The organism is Oceanobacillus jeddahensis, from assembly GCF_000750635.1.
GTDB classification, from domain to species: domain Bacteria; phylum Bacillota; class Bacilli; order Bacillales; family Amphibacillaceae; genus Oceanobacillus; species Oceanobacillus jeddahense.
On sequence record NZ_CCDM010000002.1, the window covers coordinates 1,000,683 to 1,023,574 of the forward strand.

Genomic DNA, 22,892 nt, shown 5'->3' on the forward strand with positions numbered 1-22,892 from the left:
ACCGCCAAATACAATCCACATAAAGAATACAGTTCAGTGAAAACCCTTGTTTTTTAAGCAAGGGTTTTCACTGTAAAGGGAGGTAAAAGTAATGGAAGCACGTCAAGAAATACAAGAGGAAATAAATACTAACATGGATGATTTTTATAAAGCTCTCGACTGGCTTAAAAGATTTTACCATTTTATTTTGATGTATACAAAAGAAGGTAAGCCAGCGAAAGATTATTTATTAAATAGAAATATAACGGAAGAAACCATGCGAAAGTATTCCATTGGCTATGTACCGGCCAATACAAAATATACGCTGGTTTTTCTAAAAAGTAAGGGTTTCAGTTACAGAGACCTGGTAAATAAAAAAATACTTCATCGTTATAGAAATGGCCAATTAACCACTCTGTTTAGAGACCGTATTGTTTTCCCCATTCCGGATTATCAAAATAATACAGTAGGGTTTGGTGGCAGACTTTTATCTAAAAAAGATGATCTGCCGAAATATATAAACTCTGAAGAAAGTAATTTATTTCAAAGAAAAGATTGCTTATTTGGTTTTGATCTTGCGAAAGAAGATATTCAAAATCAAGGCTATGCAATATTACTTGAAGGATATTTTGATGTACTTACTGCCTCTCAAAATGGTGTAAAAAATACTGTAGCGAGTTTAGGAACAGCTTTAACGATAAATCAAGCACTATTGCTAAAAAGCGTAACAAAGAATATTGTCATTGCCTATGATGGAGATAAGGCTGGTAACGAGAACAGTTTTCATGCTGCTGCTCTACTTGATGAGATTGGCTGCAATGTTCGTATTGCTTGTTTTCCTAATGATTTAGACCCGGATGAGTTAATCATATCGGAGGGAGTTGATTCATTTATGGAAATTGTTAAAGAAGCACAACCTATAGTTGCTGCTTTTATGAATTATAAAAAGAATGATTATAATCTATTAGATCCGATTAGCAGGTATGAGTATACGGATGAGGTTTTGAAATTTATTTTAAACTCTAATTTTAATGAACGTGAAGCATTAAATAAGTTGCAGGAGGTATTAGGAGTATCTCTTGAAACAATTAATAATGAAGTGAAAAGATTTTTAGGAACATAACTTCTACTATTGAAGAAACTAAAGCGCCTTTACCATTAGGCGCTATACATAATTTCGGTTGAAGTTTAACTGTTTATCCATATATTAACATGCTATTTTATCTTAATATGTGGAATATACGTTCGTATAATGGGTATAAATAAATATACAAACTTATATTCGTGTCAAGAGGCAGGAGAACAATGTGATGGATAATATTTTTATGATCGACTATTCGAATGAACCGAGACGTGACATCATGTGTATTGATGTCTTCTGTTATCATTATGTAAATGATATAGTATAGTTTACAATAACCACAAAATCCCTATTATATACTTGTAACAATAATCATATACAGTATAATTCTTGTAAACTATTTATCGGGAGGGACTCTTGAAAGAAAATCAAGAACACTATAGTATATATGTAGAACAAGCTAAGGATAATAATGATTTAAGATACATGATTACCGAAAATACAACCCCCATGTCTGAAAATATTGCTATCCATAATGTTAACCACCTGAGGACAACTAACAATAATGCAACTGCAGCACGAAATGGGATAGGAAAACGTAGTCGTTTTAGTAAATATTAAAAAGTTTTTAATATAGTTAAATTTACTTGTATAAATAAACATTACTCTATAGTCATTGTCAGCCAAATGTTTAAAAAATGTAAACACAATTAAATATATCTATAGTCACACCTAAAACGTCATCGAGCGGTATTTTACCGATAGATGACGTTTTTAAGTGAGGTTTTGAGATTGGAATTTTGACTTCTCCCAAATGAATTAATAGATATAAACGCGACACTCTAACGTGTTGTTAGCAATTCTTACCTGACACGTTTTTTTATGGGATACAACGATGGAAAAGAGCAAAGAAGATTTTCTACATTAAGATAGAGACATTTACTTTACTAGTTTTCTAATTCTCAATAAACTTTGAGAGGCTATCGCCAATACTGGTAATTCAATTAATGGACCAATTATAAGAGCAAGAGCAATTAATGGTTGGTCAGGGAATGCTGTTACTACGATGGCTAAGGCGACAGGTGAATTTCTTGCAATGGTTGTCATGTTTAAACTTACTGTATCTTCATAGCTAAACTTAAATACTTTTCCTACCGTCTGTGCAACAATAAAGTTTATTATGAAAAATAATAAAAGCGGAAGAAGGATTAAAAAGATCACTCCTAAATTATTTATTAGATAATAGCCTTGCGAGGCAAACATTGCTATAATAGCTAAACACAAAAATACGATTTGCGAGAAAGTAAAAAACGGAATCAGTTTCTTTTCTAAGAATGCTTTCTTTTTATTAAATAAATAACGTGTTATATTGGCTAATAAAAACGGGACAAATAAGACAAAAATGACACTTTCTATGATAGTGGATAATCCAACTGTCTCCATTGTGCCTGCAAAAATGAACAAATAAACTGGCAGCAACATTACTTGCAAAATTAAGTTAACTGGTAATACCGATGTAGAAAGAGACATATTCCCTTTTGCAATGGATGTAAAGATTAAATACCAATCTGTACATGGAGTAACTAGAAACAAAATAAAACCGAGCCATAAAGCAGGGTGATCAGACAAAAAAATTGCTCCTAATCCCCAAGCTAACATTGGTGTCCATACAAAATTAAGTACAGTACTTGTACCTAAGAATTTCACGTTTTTAAAAGCAACTTTAAGGTTTTGTAATGGAATAGTTAAAAATAACCCGTACAGCATGAATAATAAAAATGGAAGAATAAAAGCTTCGGCATTCTTTTCAAAGATACTAAACTGTCCTAAAAATAGTCCTACTCCTACTGCTATCAAAATCACTACGGATTGAAATTTTTCAATAAAATTCATATAATAATCTCCTTCACATAATAGAGGTAGATGTGCACAACCGACCTTTAGTTTTAACTGTACATTAACTTTAAAAATACAGCATTATAGATATTGACTTCGAATTTAGAAGGGGAGATTGAATTGAACAAGGAACAATGGAAAGCAATCAAAAATAACGATGAAAAATATGATGGTATGTTTTATTATGCCTTATCGACAACTAAAACAGTGTGTCGTCCTTCTTGTACAGCTAGAACTCCTAACCCAAAACATGTCATTATCTATAAAAATTTAAATTCAGCTATTAACGAAGGATTCAGACCTTGTACTAGATGTAAGTCAAATCAAATGGATTGGCTAGGATATAAAGAGGAAATCACAAAAGATGTACTGAAATATATACAAGAACACTATAAAGAAAAGATAACTTTAAAATTGCTAGGTAATATTTTGAATAAAAATCCCTACTATATACAACGTAGTTTTAAAGAAATAAAGGGAAAAACTCCCTTAAATTATATACATCAACTAAGAATACAAGAAGCTAAAAGATTATTTTTCTTTAAAGAATTATCAATAACAGATATTGCTTTAGAAATTGGGTATAGTGACAGTACTCAATTCTCTGTAAAGTTCAAAAAACATCAAGGAGTCTCGCCAACTAATTATAGAAATTCATTATTGGAAAAACAACAATAATAATCAGAACCCTTATAGGATTATAAACCTTTATTATAAAACAAATACATACACTTAAAAAGTCGTTTGGACAGATGGCGTTTTTTAGGCTGACAACACTAAGGGCGGATTTTTAAAGAATGTTGAATGTCTTTCGTGTTCGTTCTCTACAGCTTCTGCCTTTATTTCTTAGGTTGACACATCAGTAAAAATAAAATAAGAAAATAGGTATATATCACAGAATTAAAATATGTCATTCTAAACATTGAAAAATATTTAGAAATTTGGAATATGCAGAAGAAGACCAGTTTGAAAAATGTTCCATTAACCGACGCATGACAACACTTTTTCGAAGCTATAACCTTTATTCGGGTGTTCAGTGAGTGGATGATATTGAAGTGTTTTTACCATCAGAAGCTGGGAAAATATTTTTTGAAGCATGGTAATAGTTAATTTAGTCAATACCCTATCACTACAGAAGTTTATAAATTATATTATACAAGCTATAGTAGCTAATCTTTTATCAGTTAAAATGCAAGTAATTTTAGTTACTTGCATTTTACAAATAAATATTGTATAACTATTTAAAGAGGTGAATTATATATGGAAAATACTCGTGACCTTTTTCAAATGATGACACGTCGATTTGGTCTTTTGAATAAAAATTGTTGTTCAGCAGATGGAATTGATATTTCGTTAATTCAAAGCCATATTCTTTATGAAATCAATCGTCAATACGCTCCGTCTGTCCAAGAAGTTGCAGAAGCCTTAGGGACGGATATTACTACTTTTAGTCGACAAGTACAATCTTTAATAAAAATGAATTTAGTTAATAAGACACCTAGTCTAAATGATCGACGCATTCATACACTTGAGTTAACAAAGGAAGGAACGAATGTAGCTAAAATTATTGATGAACAGATGAATACTTATTTAGAAGAAATATTTGCCCATATGACTGATTTTGAAAAAGAAACGGTGCTTCGCTCTATTCAGCTACTTAATAATACAATGGGTAAAATTGGTTCTTGCTGTGCTCCAAGATAGATAAATTTATAAAAATTAATACTTGCATTTTGCAAGTAAAAGGAGGAGCAAAATGATTTATGACTCTATCGTCATTGGCGGAGGGCAGGCTGGCCTTGCGTCGGGGTATTACTTAACAAAATACGGATTGAATTATTTAATACTTGAGGCAAATACGCAAGCAACTGGTTCATGGTCTTATTATTATGATAGTTTAAAGCTCTTCTCTCCTGCACGTTTATCTTCTTTGCCCGGCATGAGAATGAACAGAGACAAACGAGGATATCCGACTAAAATAGATGTTATCAATTACTTAGATACCTATACCAAACGGTTTAAATTTCCTGTCTTAATCAATCAACGGGTTTATAAAGTTACTCGTAATCAAAAAGGATTTACTATTGAAACTTCTAATGGAAAATCATATGAAGCAAAAACGATTATTAACGCCACCGGCTCTTTTCATAATCCATATATACCGCAAATGAATGGTATGGATACTTTTCGTGGCAATCACCTTCATTCTTCATCTTATCAAAATCCTGATCAGTATATAGGTCAAAGAATAATCGTTGTTGGAAGTGGAAATTCAGCCGTTCAGATTGCTATGGAATTATCAGAAGTGAGTAACACTACACTTGCAGTTCGAAAGCCTGTGCAGTTAGTAAAACAAAAAATATTAGGAATAGATTTACACTATTGGGTGAAGGCAATCGGCTTCGATAAGTTTCCTTTCTGGAGGTTCGGAAAAGAAGTTCCAATTCCCAGCTCAGCAGTTGATTTGGCTGGATACAAGGAAAAGTTAGATATTGGTAACCCTAATCAAAAAAAGATGTTCGAGCGTTTCTATCCTGATGGTGTTGTTTGGTCAGAAGGTGACCAAGAGCCTGTGGATACTGTGATTTTTGCTACAGGGTATCGCTCTGATTATGGGTATCTAAAATCAATCGAAAAATTTGATGTTGACGGAAGACCGTTGCAAAGAGCTGGTATCAGCCAGAATACTTCCGGACTTTATTATGTTGGACTTGAAGGGCAACGTTCTTTTTCTTCTGCAACATTAAGAGGGGCTGGCTCTGATAGTAAGTTCGTGATAAAGCATATAAGAAGAAATTTATAAAGAGGATAAAATAACATTGGTTAGTAAAAATTTGGGAGGATGATGAACATGGAACGTATAGAAATTAAAACGAATTGTTGCCAACCGCAGGAAGAATTACAACAGGAAAGTAATAAGCAATATAACAAACATTTACCTATTACAGTCATTGGTGCTGGACCAGTAGGCCTTGCCGCAGCAGCCCATTTAGCCAGTTATGAACAATCATTTATTTTATTGGAATCCGGTTCCCAAGTGGGAGAAAATATTTTATCATGGGAGCATGTCCAAGTCTTTTCACCTTGGAAATATAATATTGATAAGACTGCATTTAAATTTCTTAAAAAGCAAGATTGGAATGTACCGAATCAAGATGAATTGCCTACTGGTAAAGAGTTAGTTGACCAGTATTTAAAACCGTTAGCAAATACACCAGAAATCAAAAAGTCCTTGTTTGTGAATACAAAGGTTATTTCCATTAGCCGCAAAAATACGGACAAAATGAAAACAGCCAATCGAGATCAACAACCTTTTGTGATTTATGCAGAACAAGATAACGAACTGGTACAATTTGAAGCAAGAGCAGTCATAGATGCAACCGGAACTTGGGGAAATCCCAATCCTGCAAATTCAAACGGAATATGGTTAAAAGAAGAAAAAGATATAAAAAATCAAATTTTCTACGGCATTCCAGATATTCTTGGAGAAGATAAAGACCGTTATCTAAACAAGCGTGTTGCTGTTGTTGGAAGTGGTCATTCTGCTATTAATTCGTTATTAGAATTAGCAAAATTAAAAGAAGAACATCCTACAACAAAAATTATATGGATTTTAAGAAAAAATAGCGTAAAAGAGGCATTTGGAGGAGAAGAACTGGATGCACTTGAGGCAAGAGGAGCGTTAGGAAGTCATATACACAACTTAGTAGATGCAAATATATTTGAAGTAATTACTCCTTTTAGAATTCAACGTATACATGAAAAAGAAGGCAAAATAGAGCTGATAGGAGAATCACAAGGAGAGTTAAAAGCTATTTCAGATATAGATGAAATGGTTGTCAATACAGGCAATCGTCCAGATTTCTCAAATTTAAATGAGATCAGAACCAGTATTGATACAGCAACAGAAAGTGTTAAAGATCTTGCACCTTTAATTGATCCAAATATCCACAGTTGCGGAACAGTACGCCCGCATGGAGAAAAAGAATTGCGACAACCTGAAAAAGATTTTTATATCGTGGGAGCAAAAAGTTATGGTCGGGCACCAACATTTCTAATGGCAACTGGTCATGAACAGGTTCGATCCATTGTAGCTTATTTATCAGGTGATTATGAAGCCTCTAAGAAAGTCGAACTGGAATTACCTGAAACAGGTGTATGTAGTACGAATTTAAATGCTGCCAATTCGTGTTGCTGAAATTTAAAAATCAAAGGGAAGGTATCATTTACTTTCCCTTTTTGGAGGTGAACAGGATGATTATTAACAAAGGCGGAGATTTAAGCAAAGAATACTTTATGGCATATTTTTCGTTGCTTATGAACAGCAGACAATGTACTTTAGAAAAAGCTAAAGAAATTACGTTTGATCGCCTATTTCGTAACGATGAAAATACGTATGGAAACATTTCTTTTCAACATTTTATGGAAGCCTATGAGGAATTAAAAGAATAGGAAATAAAGTTTGCACTAAATTTTTTTATTTGAATATATAAGTGTATCGTTATATACTTATATTGTTGTTTTATAAAAAAGGGGGAAAATAAATGCTGCAAACTACAATCGAATTGGAGAAAGCTGCCAGTATTTTAAAATTACTTGGCGATAAAACAAGACTGACAATGCTGAAATTAATTGATGAACAAACGTGTTGTGTTTGTGAGTTTGTTGAAATATTTCAGTCCAGTCAACCATCCATTAGCCAACATTTACGCAAACTGAAAGATTTGGGGCTAGTGAAGGAAGAAAGAAAAGGACAATGGATATTTTATTCGGTCAATAGTAAGAGCGAGTATTATTCATTTATCAAACCGATTTTGGATCAATTACCAGATCAAGATGATAAATTAAAAGAACTAGAAGAGAAAGGTACACGAATTTCTTGTTGTTAGGTTTGGAGGTCTTATTTTGTCAGCAACACTTATACTCGCTATCTTAATATTTGTTTTAACGCTAGTCCTAGTCATTTGGCAACCGAAGAATTTAAACATTGGCTGGTCTGCCATGGGAGGAGCTGTAATTGCTTTACTCGTAGGAGTAGTGGGATTTAGTGATGTACTTGAAGTAATTGATATTACATGGAATGCAACGTTATCATTCGTCGCAATCATCTTAATTTCATTAGTATTAGATGAGATTGGATTATTTGAGTGGGCAGCATTACATATGGCACGGATAGCAAAAGGACATGGAATAAAGATGTTTGTCTATATCAGCATTTTAGGAGCGATTGTAGCGGCCTTATTTGCCAATGATGGTGCAGCACTTATTTTAACACCGATTGTCCTTGCAATGGTACGTCATTTGAATTTTAAAGAAAAAATGATTTTTCCGTTTATCATGGCAAGTGGGTTTATCGCTGATACAACATCCCTGCCGTTTATTGTTAGTAATTTAGTTAATATCGTTTCAGCTGATTTCTTTGGTATTGGATTTGTGGAATATGCTTCACGAATGATTATTCCAAACTTATTTTCTCTGGTAGCAACGATTTCCGTATTACTCATTTATTTTCGGAAAAACATACCCAGAAATTATGATGTATCAAAATTAAGAATACCAAGTGAGGCGATTAATGATTTAAAAATGTTTCGTCTATCCTGGTTTGTGCTTGGTCTATTAGTAATTGGCTATTTCACGAGCGAATTTATCAACGTACCTGTTTCGATTATTGCTGGAACCATTGCGATTTTCTTTATCATCATGGCAAGACGCAGTGCTGCAGTTAATACAAAAGAAGTGATTAAAGGGGCACCATGGAATATTGTGTTCTTCTCCATTGGAATGTACGTGGTGGTCTATGGATTAGGTAACGCAGGGCTGACATCAGCATTGGCAGGTATTATTCAAACTGTTGCTGATCAAGGATTGTTTGTTGCAACGGTCGGCATGGGATTTATTGCAGCCTTTCTATCATCCATCATGAATAATATGCCTACCGTAATGATTGATGCATTAGCCATTGCGGAAACAAATACATCTGGTGTGCTGCGAGAAGCACTGATTTATGCGAATATAGTCGGCTCAGATTTAGGTCCCAAAATCACACCGATTGGTTCTTTAGCAACGTTAGTATGGCTGTATGTATTATCGCAAAAAGGCGTTAAGATTTCATGGGGGACTTATTTTAAAACAGGTATTATTTTAACTCTTCCTATCTTATTAATTACATTAGTAGGACTATATTTAACACTGATTCTATTTTAAAAAGGAGAATGATTATGTCTAAAAAAACAATTTATTTCTTATGTACTGGAAACTCTTGCAGAAGCCAGATGGCTGAAGGTTGGGCGAAGAAACATCTTGGAGATGTATGGGAAGTGAAAAGTGCAGGCATTGAGGCACATGGTTTAAATCCAAATGCAGTAAAGGCAATGCAAGAGGTTGATATTGATATTTCTAACCAAACATCCGATATTATTGACCCGGAAATCTTAAACAATGCAGACTTTGTAGTCACTTTATGCGGGGATGCTGCGGATAAATGTCCAATGACGCCGCCGCAAGTGAAACGTGACCATTGGGGGTTTGACGATCCAGCCAAAGCTCAAGGGAATGAAGAGGAAAAATGGATGGTATTCCAAAACGTTCGTGACCAAATAGGAGAAAGAATCAAACGTTTTGCGGAAACAGGAGAATAATGTATGCAAATGTTTATTTCATATGAAACGGAGGGTTTTAGATGAAAAAAGTTGAGATATTTGACCCGGCCATGTGCTGTTCGACAGGTGTATGTGGTCCATCAGTTGACCCAGAGTTAACCAGAGTAGCGTCTGCGGTATATTCTTTAGAAAATAAAGGATTTGATGTGAAACGGTATCAATTAACGAATGATCCTGATAAATTTGCTCAAACACAAACAGTCAATCGTGTATTACATGAAAAAGGTCCGGATGCATTGCCTGTTGTTTTAGTAGATGAACAGGTTGCGAAGGTTGGAACCTATCCAACAAATGAAGAACTTGCTGATTGGCTGGGTGTAGAAGCTGAAGAGCTTACTGAAAAACCGAAAGTCCGACTTTCATTAAATCTAAAAAAACAATGAAAAGAAAGAAGTGAAAATATGTTTCCATCTTTCAAACCTCAAGATGTTGTGCAGACACAATTTTTATTTTTAACTGGAAAAGGTGGAGTTGGTAAAACGTCAACTGCATGTGCAACAGCCGTAGAATTAGCGGATAACGGAAATAAAGTTTTACTAATCAGCACCGATCCAGCATCTAATTTACAAGATGTATTTGGGATTGACTTAACAAATTCTCCGAAAGCCGTTCCTTCGGTAGAAAATTTATATGCCAGTAATTTAGATCCTGAGGCATCAGCGAGTGCTTATCGTGAAAAAGTAGTTGGTCCATATCGTGGGGTGTTACCTGATTCCGTTGTAGCAACAATGGAAGAACAATTATCAGGAGCTTGTACAGTCGAGATTGCTGCATTTGATGAATTTACAACGTTGCTTACAAACACAGAAATTACAAACGAATATGACCATATTATTTTTGATACAGCACCAACTGGTCACACATTACGTCTGTTACAACTGCCAACAGCTTGGAACGGATTCTTAGAAGAAAGTACGCATGGTGCTTCTTGTTTGGGTCCTTTATCTGGACTTGGGGATAAGAAGAATTTATATTCCAATACCGTTGAGGTTCTTTCAGATTCAACTAAAACAACACTTATATTAGTAACAAGACCTGATATTTCATCTTTAATGGAGGCAGACCGGGCGTCCAAAGAACTAAAAGAGATTGGTATAAAAAATCAAACGCTTATTGTTAATGGCCTTCTTCAAAACTATATGAAGGGTGATGAAGTATCAACAGCTTTTTATCAAAGGCAAAGAGATGCTTTAAATCAGATGCCAGTTAATTTAAAACAAACCGTAAGTTATTCGTTACCATTTGTTTCCTATTCTTTAACAGGAATTGAGAATTTACGTTATTTATTTAATGAACATGTCATTCCTGTATCAGAGGAAAATCAGGAGAATAAAATAGGGGGGCTCCCCAACCTAAATGACGTAATAAGTGATTTCTCATTAAGTAACACTAGAATAATTTTTACGATGGGCAAAGGAGGTGTAGGTAAAACTACGGTTGCCTCTGCCATTGCCGTTGGTTTGGTTGAAAAAGGACATCGTGTTCACTTAACAACAACAGATCCTGCTGCTCACTTGCAGTATCAATTCCAAAACGATCAATTAAATCATAATTTAACAACTAGTAGTATTAATCCTAAAAATGAAGTAGAAAAATATAAAGCGGAAGTGTTGGCTAATGCTGGTGAGGACTTAGATGAGGAAGGTCTGGCTTATTTACAAGAGGATTTAAACTCACCTTGTACAGAAGAAATTGCAGTTTTTCGTGCATTTGCCGAAGTAGTTGCTCAATCGGAGAATGAAATTGTTGTCATCGATACTGCCCCTACTGGGCATACCCTACTCTTATTAGATGCAGCACAATCGTATAGTAAGGAAATAGCCAGGTCCACTGGTGAAGTGCCAGAAAGTGTGACCAAATTACTTCCTAAAATTCGAAATTCAAAAGAAACTTCTGTTGTAATTACAACTTTAGCGGAAGCTACCCCTGTATTAGAAGCGTCAAGATTACAAGATGATTTAAGACGTGCGAATATCGTTCCGAAGTGGTGGGTAATTAATCAAAGTTTATTTGCTACTGATACAACTGATCCAGTTTTAAAAGGAAAAGCTATTTCTGAAAGTGAATGGATTCAAGAAGTGAATCAAAATTTAGCTGATAGATGTGCTATTATACCTTGGCTTAGTGAAGAAAAAGTTGGTTATGAAAAGATTAAAGATTACGTTAAGTGATAAATATAAGATAAAAGTGTAGATGCATTAAGAGTAATTTAATAAAAGGACAGGAGTGGAATCTTAATGAAAATTACAGATGCTGCCAAGCAATTATTGGAAAATGTGTTAACAGAAAATGATGCGGAGGGTATACGCCTGGCTTCAGTAGCTGGTTGTTGTGGACCACAATTTGCATTATCTTTAGATACGCCTCAAGCAAATGATAAAGTTGAAACAATCAATGGAATACAGGTAGCTGTTGATGCGCAGATTACTGGAACTGATGAGCTAACCTTAGATAAAGAGGAAAATCAAAATGGTGAAGGATTGGTATTATTAGGAGCCAGTAACTGTTGTTAAAAATAAAAAAATAGTTAATAATATAAAACGTCTATCAATTTCGGGAAGAATTTTGATAGGCGTTTTGATTGATGATAGTTTTGTAGGAAGTGGGAATCGAAGTTCAAGACGAAGATAGTCAAATTATTAAACCCACAGTAAAAGGGTGATGCATATTGTCCATGTGCAATATGTATCACCCAGATTAAGCATTTCCAGAATTGATAAAAATTATCAATTTACTCTCCTAACGCTTCATTTATTGCTTGTTCAATTGCTTCATAATCAAATGGATCTTCTATCATTACATTATCAACCATGATGGACGGTGTCATTTCCACTTCGAAATCGGAAACTAACGATTCATCTTTATCCACCTCGTTCATTAGTGTCTTATTTTCGATTGCTTTGGTTAATTCATCTGTATCAATAGTCTCCATACCTTCTGCGATTTCCCGTGTTTTTTCCTCTGTAACCCATTGGCTGTCATGATTCTCACTTGGCTGTTCGTCAAAAAGTGCTTTATGAAACTCCCAATACGTTTCAGGATGCTGCTGATAAACAGACTCTGCTGCCAAAGAAGCCAACCTTGACTCTTCGCCATGAAATAATACATTGATATATGCAAACTGTACTTTTCCATTGTCTATATAATCTTTTTCTAACTGCGGAAGAATATCTTCTCCCCAGACTTTACAAGCAGGGCATTTAAAATCGCCAAACTCTACAATAGTGACTGGAGCATCAGCATCACCTAGCGTAGGTTGTCCTTCTATTGATGGTGTTTCGTCAAACGTTCTCCCAAGAGTAGATTCAGGCGTACGATTTGCGAGAACTACTAGCGCAATAATTATTGCAACAATAATCAATGTAATAATTACCACTATCCTGAATGGTGATTTTTTCATGCAATTACCTCTCCTTATTCTTATGTAATTTAAAAGAAACGCAAAATGATATCAATAAAATAATTGTTGTTATTTCCTTTTGACACACATATTCGTTACTGCTAATATGATGGTATCAGAACATATTCATTTTGTCTAATATGAATAGGGGGAAAAGAAATGACTGTTAAAAAACTGGATATGAAGGTAGAATTCTTGCATGGTTTTTCACATAGAACACGTATTCAAATATTAGAGTGTATTAAAGAAAAGGAGAAGACTGTTTCCCAAATCGTAGACGACCTAGAAGGGAATCAGTCTAATATTTCGCAGCACTTAGCCTGCTTAAAAGGCTGTGGTCTCATTAAAGGCAGACAGGAAGGAAAGTATGTTTACTATAGTCTAAGGAACCAGCATGTCCGGGATTTGCTGACAATGTTCGACGTCGTTCTGGAGGAAGTCGAACAAGATATGTATTGCTGTGAAAATCATATCATTTAGGAGTGTGACCAGAAGTGTCAAATACATGTTGCAGTTCAAATAAAAAAGAAAATATTACATCTGCGTTGGACCAAAAAGATCCTGATCAGACAGACGTTTGTTGCAGTCAGGAGGCTGAGGAAAATGCAGGATGCTGCAGTAAAACGCAAGATAAAAAAACAGATGAAACCGCATTTGCAGAAGGGGAAACCACAACATACCGTATACAGGGTATGGACTGCCCATCCTGTGCTTCAACAATTGAGAAAGCTTTAAACAAGTTAAAGGATATCCAAGGAGCCAAAGTGAATTATAATACGGCTAAATTACAAGTGGCAGGTGATCTAGGGGTTTCCTCGGATTTTATCGTAAAGGAAGTGGAAAAACTCGGTTTTGCTGTGGAACCGATTCTATCCAACAAACATAGGAGAACTTACGATGTAGAAGGAATGGATTGCGGCAGCTGCGCCCAAAGCATTGAAAAACATTTAAATGCAATGTCATCCGTTCATCATGTAAATGTTCATTTTTCAACGGGGAAAATGACGGTAGACCATGAAAATAGTGTCGATGAGATTATAAAAGAGGTATCAAAAATAGGCTATTCAGCTTCTTTGCATACCAAACAGAGTATACAAGATGAATTAAAAAGTACTAAGAAACAAGGTTATGAGCTTATTACGTTTTCCGGAATTTTAATTTTACTTGGATTTATCGGTTCTTATAATGGTGTATCTCCACTGTTATCAACGATATTATACGCTGTTGCTATGGTTATCAGCGGGTATAAGCCAGTCAAAAGTGCTTTTTACGCTATCAAGAGCCGATCTTTAGATATGAATGTATTAATGTCAGCCGCCGCTATTGGAGCTGCACTGATTGGAGAATGGTTTGAAGGGGCAACTGTCGTCTGGCTGTTTGCTCTTGGCAATGTGCTTCAAAATCGTTCTATCGAACAGACGAGAAAGTCTATCAGTAACTTAATGGAATTGGCACCATCCGAGGCTGGGGAGATTGGGTTTATAAAGGTCTTACATTATTAGTCGTTGCCTGCCCATGTGCACTCGTTATATCAACACCTGTAGCCATTGTTTCTGCTATTGGTAATGCAGCAAAAAACGGCGTTCTTATCAAAGGTGGCACTTTCTTGGAAAAGGCTGGCGTTATTAATGCGATTGCATTCGATAAAACCGGCACATTAACAGAAGGAAAGCCGAAAGTTTCTGAAATCACCCCATTCACAACGACAGAGCAGGAATTACTTTCGATTGTCTATACGTTAGAAGAGTATTCTACGCATCCGATAGCAAAAACCATTGTTCATTATGCGAAAGAACACGGTATTCCATTGAAAATAGGAGAAGCCTTTAAAAATATTACTGGGAAAGGTGTTCAGGCAAGCATTGACGGTGAAATTTATTATGGCGGTAATCTCAAATTATTTGAAGATATACATGCTGATTTGAACCATCATGTAAAAGCTTCTGTTAAAAAAATGCAAGGAGAAGGAAAAACGGTTATCATTATCGGAACAGAATCAGAAATTACCGGAATTATTTCTGTGGCTGATACCATCCGTACAACAACTGCTAAAGCGTTAGAAGGTTTAAAACGAACAGGGGTCAAACAGTTGGTTATGTTAACCGGAGATAATGAAGGAACAGCAAAAATGATTGCCAAAGATACCAATGTGAACCGGTATTTTTCAGAACTATTACCGGAGGATAAAGTAGACGCCATTAAGCAATTACAAAACGAGGGTAACAAGGTAGCCATGGTTGGCGATGGAATCAATGATGCGCCTGCGCTCGCTACCTCGGATTTAGGCATTGCCATGGGCGGTGCAGGTACAGATACGGCAATGGAAACAGCAGATATTGTTTTAATGGCTGATAACCTGGAAAAATTACCACATACAGTAAAATTGAGCAGAAAAGCATTAACTATTATTAAACAAAATATCTGGTTCTCTTTACTTATTAAGCTTGTAGCACTGACATTAATAATTCCGGAGTGGCTGACACTTTGGATGGCCGTCCTAAGTGATACAGGAGCAGCAGTAATTGTTATTTTAAATGCACTGCGTCTTTTAAAAATCAAAGACTAGTTGATAGAGAGTTGCCCATTTGGAACGCATTTCCCTAAATAGGGCAGCTCTCGATTTTTATCTGCCTTAAAAATATGGAACTGTTATATCCAGAGTGTAAAGGAGGAACTATTGAGTGGGTTGTTGTTAGTTCTCTGCCATTAGACAACCTAGAAAATTAACTGCAGGAGATTTTAAAGAATGGTAGAGGACTCGATAGACATAAGGAGGATTAACAATGGATGAAATTAATATATTTATAGCATTTGGAGCCGGGTTTTTATCATTTATTTCACCTTGCTGTTTACCGCTATATCCAGTATTTTTATCTTATATTACTGGAATGAGCGTTAATGAATTGCAAGATGAGGATAAGAAAATCAATAAAAAAGCTATGCTACATACTATTTTCTTTTTAATCGGTTTTTCCAGTATTTTTATTATGATAGGTTTTACGACATCCGCTATTTCTGAATTTCTTTTAAACTATCAAGATACAATAAGACAAATTGGAGCTATTTTAATTATTTTCTTCGGACTTGTAATTGTAGGAATACTCCATTTTGATTTTTTAATGAAAGATAAAAAGATTACGTTTAAAAATAGACCAAGTGGTTTTTTTGGTTCATTTATTATAGGGATGGCATTTTCATTAGGCTGGACTCCATGTACAGGTCCTATATTGGCAATTGTACTATCGTTAGCTGTGTCCAATCCAGAGGTTGGTATGCTCATGATGATTAGTTATATCTTAGGTTTTTCTATTCCATTTTTTATTCTTTCTATTTTTATTGGCAAGTTAAAATGGATTAGAAAGTATAGTGCGCGAATTGTAAAAATTGGCGGTTACGTCATGATTTTCATGGGAGTAGCCCTATTCTTTGATTGGTTAACAAAACTCACAGCCTTTTTGGCAGGATGGTTTGGATTTTATGGATTCTAGGCATTTTCCATTTTATTATGACCAGATCTAGTTTTGCTTCACCAAAGAATTTAATCAATATTTTGCCTAAATTAATCTGCCACAAAACAATTGCATCATGTTATATAAACTTTACTAATTTATTTAAAGGAATGAATCTTAATGAAACGATCATTGTTTTTATTACTCATACTAACGTTTTTGCTCGCTGCTTGTGGAAAAGAAATTGAAACAAATATGGATGAAGAAGTTGAAAACTTTGAATTTATAACGCAAGATAACCAGACACTTTCTTTAGAAGATTTAAAAGGAAGCTGGTGGGTTGCCGATTTTATTTTTACAAATTGTACCACTGTTTGCTTGCCTATGACATCCAATATGGCTGAGCTTCAACGGAAAATGAAAGAAGAAGATATTAATGCCAGCCTTGTGTCTTTCACAGTTGATCCAGATATTGATACTCCGGAAGTACTAAAAGCATATGCATCCTCCTATGGAGCTGATTTTAGTAATTGGACATTTTTAACCGGTTATGCTCCTGAGACCATCAAAGGGTTTTCGGTTAATTCTTTTCGCTCTATTGTAGAGCCGCCACCGGAAGACTCTAATCAAGTAACGCATGGTACCAGCTTCTACCTGATTGACCCGGAAGGAAAGATTATAAAACGATACAGTGGTGTAGATTCACAGTCCATAGAAGAGATAATTGACGATCTTAAAATTGTAAATTAGTTACCATATCTTGTCCGGGTTAATAGAAGTATAAGACAAGCGGGCACATTACAAATCTACACATTTTCTACAAAATTAAATGCTATGCTTTAATAAGTTGAATGTATTCAATAGAAAAATAAATGAAAGTAAGTAAAGGTTATAGAAGATAAAAATAAAACGATATATATAGTAAATATTATTTCTAATAAACTAAGCTAAATGAGAACAGTATTATAAGCTTATACATAATAATACTAAAAAACTAATTATAGAATTTTCACCTTTTAAAGGTAATTCAGTGCATTGGAGGAAATAATAAGTGAAACATATTAAATGGTGTCTATTAATATTCACCGTATTTCTTGCTGCTTGCGGTAATAATGAAATTGAGACAAATATGTCAGAAAATGTTGCGGATTTTGAATTTACCACTCAAGATAATGAAAAATTGGGCTTAAATGATCTAGAGGGGAAGTGGTGGATTGCTGATTTTATCTTTACAAACTGTACAACAGTATGTTTGCCTATGACTTCAAATATGTCACAATTACAAGACTTACTGCAAGAAGAAGGAATGGATGTTCAATTAATTTCTTTTACAGTAGATCCTGAAAATGATTCTCCTGAAGTGCTGAAAAAATATGCAGAATCAAACGGTGCCGAGTTAAGTAACTGGTCTTATTTAACTGGTTATGATTATGAAACGATTAAAGAATTTTCGGAAGGCTCATTCCGTTCTGAACTTCATGAAGATCCTGGTTCAGATCAAATAACACATGGAATTAGATTCTTTTTGGTAAGCCCTGAAGGTGAAGTTATCAAAAATTATTATGGTATTGATATGAATGAGGTAGAAACAATTATTGATGATTTAAAGAAAGTGCTATAGACAATCAAAGAGAGGATCGGCCTATGATAAAGAAAAGATTACTTAAAATTCTTATTGTTATTATGGTTTTGGTTGTAATCGGCTTTATGATACCGAAAGAAACTAAACCATCTTCTGATACAAGAATTATACTGGAACATACGTATAAGACATATATTGCGCCAGGGTGTTTTGAACAGTCAAACCCAACAAATTTTCTTCAGGATTCCACCTTGGGAGAAGCTCAAAATTTAAACTATGATGCTCATGATTCATGTACGATTGACCGTTTAAAAAATGAAAAAGATTCGCTTATTATCAGCTTATTAAAAGACGTTGGAGTCTTAGATAAAAAATGGGATAATTGGTGAGTTACAATAAATATATATTTTAATAATAGAAAGTGGGTAAGTGTATGACAAAAAAGATTTCCGTATTTTTATTGATTTTAGCAATTTTTATTTTGACTGCGTGTAATGAAAATAGTGATGCAGAATCAGATGATCTTGATGAATTAGAAGAATTGAGCGTTGTATTTGAAGTACCCGAAACAGCAGAAGTCGGTGAAACGATTCTGCTTGAAGCAACAGTTACATATGGTGATGAAAAAGTAGAAGATGCTAATGATGTAAGTTTCGAATATTGGCTGGATGAAAATGAAGATAACAGTACCGAAATAGAATCTACAAATAACGGAGATGGTACATATACAGCTGAAATAACTTTAGAACAAGAAGGTGTATATTCCATTTATGCACATACAACGGCTGAGGGACTTCATACAATGCCATTGAAGACTGTAGAGGCAGAAACAAGTGGTTCTGAATAACATTTATTTACTATCAATGGCAATCTAATTATGATAATTAATTTAATAGCAAAATCAACAACTTTGGGCACTCGAAAAAGCGGGATAGGATTTTATCATCTTTATCCTGCTTTCTTTCTGCTTATTGGGTACGCTGTTTAAATATTAAAAGGCGTAAAGCGTTAAAGACAATAACCAGCATTGAACCTTCATGGAATAATATAGCTATCCCAACCCCTGCTAGATAAAAAATCGTAGCTGGAATAAGTAATGGCTTTACTTCAGAGCTTATCCATAAATTTTGTTTAATATTAAACAATTATGTATATTAAAATTTCTATTGTTGTTGGTTGATCAAGATATCTTTTAATTAAAAAGAAGGACAAATAGTGTAGGTATTGATGATAATAAATAAAATGTATAATTAATCTTTGTTAATAATATATAATATGGACAATGTTTTTTAGGAGCGATGGTATGTCCATTGGGTGGATGATTGGAGCAATAGTTTCAGCTTTTGGTATTAGTATCGGCTGTGGGTTAGCTTGGGTATTGAAACATATTCAACGAGGATTTGCATTTATTTATGCATTGTGTATGGGAATGATAATAGGATTACTTTTTTTTGAAATGATTCCTGAGAGTATGGAGTTAGGTGGTTGGATAACTTTCGTCATTGGTGTAGGAATAGGAGGGCTGTTATTTCAATACATTCATAAATTGATGGGAAAAATTACAATCATTACAGATAATCATCAAAAAGACATTTTTGTTCGATCAGGTGTACTGTTAACCATCAGCATAGCTATTCATAACTTTCCAGTTGGCATTGCCCTTGGATCCACAGTAGGTACAGAGACTGAAAATATTATGCTAACCACACTGTTACTTCATAATATCCCTGAAGGAATTATTATTTTTACACCTTTACTGCTTGCTGGTTTTGGCATTTTTTCTTGGTTGCTATTCACAACATTAGTTAGCATTCCTATAGCGGCAGGATCATTATTAGGACAATTGTTTGAAATAGAATCTTCATATCTACTAGCTTTCATTTTAAATATTGCAATTTCAATTATTTTTATGGTTGCAGTAAAAGAGTTATCTGGAGAAGCAGTAAAGCATTCATCAGTTATATCATGTTTGGCTATTGGAGGATTAGGGTTAGGAATTATTTATCTATATTTGAATTTGATATAAGCGTCAAACTAAACTCAAAATCGTTTATTTCCTGATTTTTATAAAACCACTGATATGTTAAATACATCAGTGGTTTTTAATTTTCTTAGACTTTAAAGATAATAGGAAAATGATATGGGCTGTAAAGGAAATAAACGTATAAGTCAATTAGTTTATACTTTAAATCCATTAATCTACATACTTTCTACAAAAAAATAATTTATACTAACGTTGGAATATTTAAATAGGGAGTTTATGCAGGTAATCTAAATTCCTTATATTTGGCATGGGGTAAGATTTTTCACTAAAAGTCTTCTTGTATCTGTTGCTATATTTAATCCAGATATTTTAGGAAGCAGTATTAATAAGGAAAAATTTATACATATAATTTTTAAATCCATTTAGAATACTTGACTTTTTTTAATGTGAAAATGTCCTCTTAGATGTACATATTGGTAGGTAGTTGTGTTTATACTTTTGCGTTTTTCTATGATGACAATAATTATCCCATGGTTAATATCCTTGGAAGGATTCGAGTCTTTTATTCATTATCTTTATCTTAACTAGTATTCGAGGAGTGATATAAGTGAGTTTAAATCAGAAAAGAAAAGTGAAGAGCAGTAGGAAAAGAAATCGGCTGATTTTTAGATCGATTATATTAATTATACTAGTAGGAGCTGTGGTATTTGCACTTATTTCAAATTCTAAGGATGATAATATGGTATATCGGGTTGGAGATAAGGCTCCCGATTTTAAACTAACGCAAATTAGTGAAAATAATCAATTGGAAACGGTTCAATTAAGTGATTTAGAAGGGAAGGGGGTTATGTTAAATTTTTGGGCCACTTGGTGTAAACCATGTGAAGAAGAAATGCCTTATATGCAAGAATTGTATCCAGAATATAAGGATAAAGGTGTTGAAATTGTAGCTGTTAGTTTAGATAGTACCGAACTAGTCGTTGATCGTTTTGTTGATAAATATGATTTAACGTTCCCTATTCCACATGATCAGGCCGGGGAAATAAGAGATTTATATAAAGTAGGACCATTACCAAGTACTTTTTTTATAAATCCTGATGGGGAAATTGAAGAATATGTGAGTGGGGCATTAAGTTTAGAGAGCCTTGAAGGCTACTTACAGGATATTATGCCACAGGAATAAAAGAGTAAAATCTTGATTGTGAGGGAGCTTAATGAAAAAAATAAAATGTGAATGTGGACATGTCAATCCAGAGGGAACAGTATTATGTGAAGCATGTGGTAAGCCAATTGACGAGAATCAACATATTGATGGTAATGAAGGAAAGAAGTTACTTAACATGCGTTATGACGGTATTGCACGTCGCTCTCAAACATATACGACGTCTATTATTGATAAAATATGGAGTTTTTTTTCGTCTGTAAAAGTAGGGATTTGGTTAATTGTCATTGCTTTGCTTGCTTCAATACTTGGAACAATTTTTCCGCAAGCTCAATTCATACCACAAAATGCAGTATCACGTGATCCGGCTGTATATTATGAAGATCAATTCGGTATATTGGGTCTAATGTATTATCAGTTAGGCTTATACGAGTTATATAGTTCCTGGTGGTATATGATATTGCTTGGACTTATAGGTATTTCATTAGTGATTTGTAGTTTGGATCGATTTGTACCTCTTTATAAGGCTCTGAAAAAACAGAAAGCAAAACGCCATGAAACTTTTTTAAGTAGACAACGATTATACAATGAAACAAAACACATTACACAAGAAGAGATAGAAAAAGTGAAGAAAGAATTGCGAAAACAGCGATATAAAGTCCGTGATGAAAATGGTCATATTTTAGCCGAGAAGGGGAGGTTCTCAAGATGGGGACCTTATGTCAATCATATTGGTCTTATCATTATTTTACTTGCAGCGGTTTTACGTTTATCGCCTCTTCTTTACTTAGACGAATACATATGGGTTAGAGAAGGAGAACAAAAGGTTATTCCAGGTACAGACGGGGAGTACTACATTAAAAATCAAGATTTTATTATGGAAATGCATGATGAAAATGATGAACGATTTAAAGATGCAATTGAAAAAGAAGGTATGGTACCCAGTAATTATCAGACTGATGTTGTTATTTATAAAGATAATGATAATAATGTTCCTGGTGCAGAACCAGAGTTGGAACCAATATTAGAGAGTTCAATTCAAATGAATAACCCTGCTAAATTTGACGGATATACGCTGTATCAATCAGGCTATCAATTAAACGAGTTTACCAATATGGAGTTTAAGGTTTTTGAGTCAGATGATCCTGATGAAACCTCTTTGGGTTCTTTCACGATTGATTTAACAAATCCTGAATCAAATTACGTTTTGGAAAACGGATTTAAAGTTGACGTTGAACAATATTATCCAGACTATATTTTAAATGATGATGGAACACCAACCTCTGAAACAAATTATCCCAGAAATCCGGCTTTTGTTTTTTCAGTCTCTCCTCCTGATAGCGATTCTGCTGAAGTCAGTTTTATAGGTATAGGTATGAATATTGATGCAACAGGTGAAAATGACTACACGATTGGTTTACAAGATTATGAATCGCATGATGTAAGTGGATTACAAGTGCGCAGAGATTATACTTTACCACTTTTTGGACTTGGTTCCGCTATATTTATGATAGGGGTTATTCAAGGGATGTATTGGCAACACAGAAGAATATGGATTCACGCTAAAGGAAACGGAATATTAATAGCTGCTCATACAAATAAAAACTGGTTTGGTATCAAAAAAGATATTGAAAAATCTATTGAAAATACATCAATAAAAATGGTTGTTGATCAGAAAGAACTTGATAGATGAATCTTCA

Annotated in this window: 25 protein-coding genes and 2 pseudogenes; 25 read left to right on the top strand and 2 right to left on the bottom strand. The window is 34.3% G+C overall.

The window, feature by feature from the left end:
* Positions 1-91 precede the first annotated feature (91 nt).
* Both BN986_RS12600 and BN986_RS12605 read left to right on the top strand, forming a co-directional pair.
* Positions 92-1,102 carry a DNA primase gene (locus tag BN986_RS12600; RefSeq protein ID WP_052400767.1) on the top strand — a complete coding sequence of 337 codons (1,011 nt, stop codon included), beginning with the start codon at positions 92-94 and terminating at the stop codon, positions 1,100-1,102.
* A gap of 375 nt (positions 1,103-1,477) precedes the next feature.
* Complete coding sequence (locus BN986_RS12605; protein WP_040980448.1) at positions 1,478-1,681, top strand: hypothetical protein; 204 nt, start codon at positions 1,478-1,480, stop codon at positions 1,679-1,681.
* A 318-nt stretch (positions 1,682-1,999) separates the two neighbouring features.
* Here the strand turns inward: BN986_RS12605 and BN986_RS12610 are convergent, their stop codons facing one another.
* Complete coding sequence (locus tag BN986_RS12610) at positions 2,000-2,953, bottom strand: arsenic resistance protein (protein ID WP_040980450.1); 954 nt, start codon at positions 2,951-2,953, stop codon at positions 2,000-2,002.
* A 123-nt stretch (positions 2,954-3,076) separates the two neighbouring features.
* On the opposite strand from BN986_RS12610, the gene BN986_RS12615 reads away from it, so the two are divergent.
* The 12 genes from BN986_RS12615 (at position 3,077) to BN986_RS12665 (ending at position 12,128) form a co-directional block, all read left to right on the top strand.
* Positions 3,077-3,634: an Ada metal-binding domain-containing protein gene (locus BN986_RS12615; protein WP_040980452.1), complete on the top strand. Its 558-nt coding sequence runs from the start codon at positions 3,077-3,079 to the stop codon at positions 3,632-3,634.
* Positions 3,635-3,897: 263 nt separating this feature from the next.
* A complete protein-coding gene (locus BN986_RS28190) occupies positions 3,898-3,996 on the top strand; it encodes a hypothetical protein (protein ID WP_476739073.1) in 99 nt (32 codons plus the stop codon).
* Positions 3,997-4,216: 220 nt separating this feature from the next.
* Positions 4,217-4,660, top strand: a complete 444-nt coding sequence (locus BN986_RS12620) for a MarR family winged helix-turn-helix transcriptional regulator (RefSeq protein ID WP_040980454.1) — start codon at positions 4,217-4,219, stop codon at positions 4,658-4,660.
* A 52-nt stretch (positions 4,661-4,712) separates the two neighbouring features.
* Complete coding sequence (locus BN986_RS12625) at positions 4,713-5,759, top strand: flavin-containing monooxygenase (protein WP_040980455.1); 1,047 nt, start codon at positions 4,713-4,715, stop codon at positions 5,757-5,759.
* 39 nt (positions 5,760-5,798) lie between these two features.
* Positions 5,799-7,154 (top strand): NAD(P)-binding domain-containing protein, encoded by a 1,356-nt coding sequence (locus BN986_RS12630; RefSeq protein ID WP_040980457.1) that lies wholly within the window; start codon positions 5,799-5,801, stop codon positions 7,152-7,154.
* A 56-nt stretch (positions 7,155-7,210) separates the two neighbouring features.
* Positions 7,211-7,408: a hypothetical protein gene (locus BN986_RS12635; RefSeq protein ID WP_040980459.1), complete on the top strand. Its 198-nt coding sequence runs from the start codon at positions 7,211-7,213 to the stop codon at positions 7,406-7,408.
* A 92-nt stretch (positions 7,409-7,500) separates the two neighbouring features.
* Entirely contained in the window at positions 7,501-7,845 is a 345-nt protein-coding gene (locus BN986_RS12640) for an ArsR/SmtB family transcription factor (RefSeq protein WP_040980461.1), read from the top strand.
* Positions 7,846-7,861: 16 nt separating this feature from the next.
* Positions 7,862-9,160 (top strand): arsenic transporter, encoded by a 1,299-nt coding sequence (locus BN986_RS12645; protein ID WP_040980463.1) that lies wholly within the window; start codon positions 7,862-7,864, stop codon positions 9,158-9,160.
* A 14-nt stretch (positions 9,161-9,174) separates the two neighbouring features.
* Positions 9,175-9,594: an arsenate reductase (thioredoxin) gene (gene arsC / locus BN986_RS12650; protein WP_040980465.1), complete on the top strand. Its 420-nt coding sequence runs from the start codon at positions 9,175-9,177 to the stop codon at positions 9,592-9,594.
* Between the two features lie 41 nt (positions 9,595-9,635).
* Positions 9,636-9,998, top strand: coding sequence for an arsenite efflux transporter metallochaperone ArsD (gene arsD / locus BN986_RS12655; protein WP_040980467.1), 363 nt, complete (start codon positions 9,636-9,638; stop codon positions 9,996-9,998).
* An 18-nt stretch (positions 9,999-10,016) separates the two neighbouring features.
* Positions 10,017-11,786 (top strand): arsenical pump-driving ATPase, encoded by a 1,770-nt coding sequence (arsA, locus tag BN986_RS12660; protein ID WP_040980470.1) that lies wholly within the window; start codon positions 10,017-10,019, stop codon positions 11,784-11,786.
* A 66-nt stretch (positions 11,787-11,852) separates the two neighbouring features.
* Positions 11,853-12,128 (top strand): iron-sulfur cluster assembly accessory protein, encoded by a 276-nt coding sequence (locus tag BN986_RS12665; protein WP_040980472.1) that lies wholly within the window; start codon positions 11,853-11,855, stop codon positions 12,126-12,128.
* A 218-nt stretch (positions 12,129-12,346) separates the two neighbouring features.
* On the opposite strand, the gene BN986_RS12670 is transcribed toward BN986_RS12665, so the two are convergent.
* Positions 12,347-13,015 (bottom strand): DsbA family protein, encoded by a 669-nt coding sequence (locus BN986_RS12670; RefSeq protein WP_040980474.1) that lies wholly within the window; start codon positions 13,013-13,015, stop codon positions 12,347-12,349.
* A gap of 159 nt (positions 13,016-13,174) precedes the next feature.
* Between BN986_RS12670 and BN986_RS12675 the strand changes: the two genes are divergently transcribed.
* The 11 genes and pseudogenes from BN986_RS12675 to resB all read left to right on the top strand — a co-directional run bounded on the left by BN986_RS12675 (position 13,175) and on the right by resB (position 22,885).
* Entirely contained in the window at positions 13,175-13,495 is a 321-nt protein-coding gene (locus BN986_RS12675) for an ArsR/SmtB family transcription factor (RefSeq protein WP_040980476.1), read from the top strand.
* A gap of 14 nt (positions 13,496-13,509) precedes the next feature.
* Positions 13,510-13,857: pseudogene (locus tag BN986_RS28090) on the top strand (cation transporter); the annotation flags it as partial.
* Between the two features lie 66 nt (positions 13,858-13,923).
* Positions 13,924-15,581: pseudogene (locus BN986_RS12680) on the top strand (heavy metal translocating P-type ATPase).
* A 217-nt stretch (positions 15,582-15,798) separates the two neighbouring features.
* Entirely contained in the window at positions 15,799-16,503 is a 705-nt protein-coding gene (locus tag BN986_RS12685) for a cytochrome c biogenesis CcdA family protein (RefSeq protein ID WP_040980478.1), read from the top strand.
* 141 nt (positions 16,504-16,644) lie between these two features.
* A complete protein-coding gene (locus BN986_RS12690) occupies positions 16,645-17,214 on the top strand; it encodes an SCO family protein (protein ID WP_040980480.1) in 570 nt (189 codons plus the stop codon).
* A 301-nt stretch (positions 17,215-17,515) separates the two neighbouring features.
* Positions 17,516-18,085 carry an SCO family protein gene (locus BN986_RS12695; protein ID WP_040980482.1) on the top strand — a complete coding sequence of 190 codons (570 nt, stop codon included), beginning with the start codon at positions 17,516-17,518 and terminating at the stop codon, positions 18,083-18,085.
* Positions 18,086-18,108: 23 nt separating this feature from the next.
* Positions 18,109-18,435 (top strand): hypothetical protein, encoded by a 327-nt coding sequence (locus BN986_RS12700; RefSeq protein ID WP_040980484.1) that lies wholly within the window; start codon positions 18,109-18,111, stop codon positions 18,433-18,435.
* Positions 18,436-18,479: 44 nt separating this feature from the next.
* A complete protein-coding gene (locus tag BN986_RS12705) occupies positions 18,480-18,893 on the top strand; it encodes a FixH family protein (protein ID WP_040980486.1) in 414 nt (137 codons plus the stop codon).
* 456 nt (positions 18,894-19,349) lie between these two features.
* Positions 19,350-20,072 carry a ZIP family metal transporter gene (locus BN986_RS26175; protein WP_040980487.1) on the top strand — a complete coding sequence of 241 codons (723 nt, stop codon included), beginning with the start codon at positions 19,350-19,352 and terminating at the stop codon, positions 20,070-20,072.
* Between the two features lie 565 nt (positions 20,073-20,637).
* The gene (resA, locus tag BN986_RS12715; protein WP_040980490.1) at positions 20,638-21,213 is read left to right on the top strand and encodes a thiol-disulfide oxidoreductase ResA; all 576 of its coding nucleotides are present in this window, start codon (positions 20,638-20,640) and stop codon (positions 21,211-21,213) included.
* A 31-nt stretch (positions 21,214-21,244) separates the two neighbouring features.
* Positions 21,245-22,885, top strand: coding sequence for a cytochrome c biogenesis protein ResB (gene resB, locus BN986_RS12720; protein ID WP_040980492.1), 1,641 nt, complete (start codon positions 21,245-21,247; stop codon positions 22,883-22,885).
* Positions 22,886-22,892 lie beyond the last annotated feature (7 nt).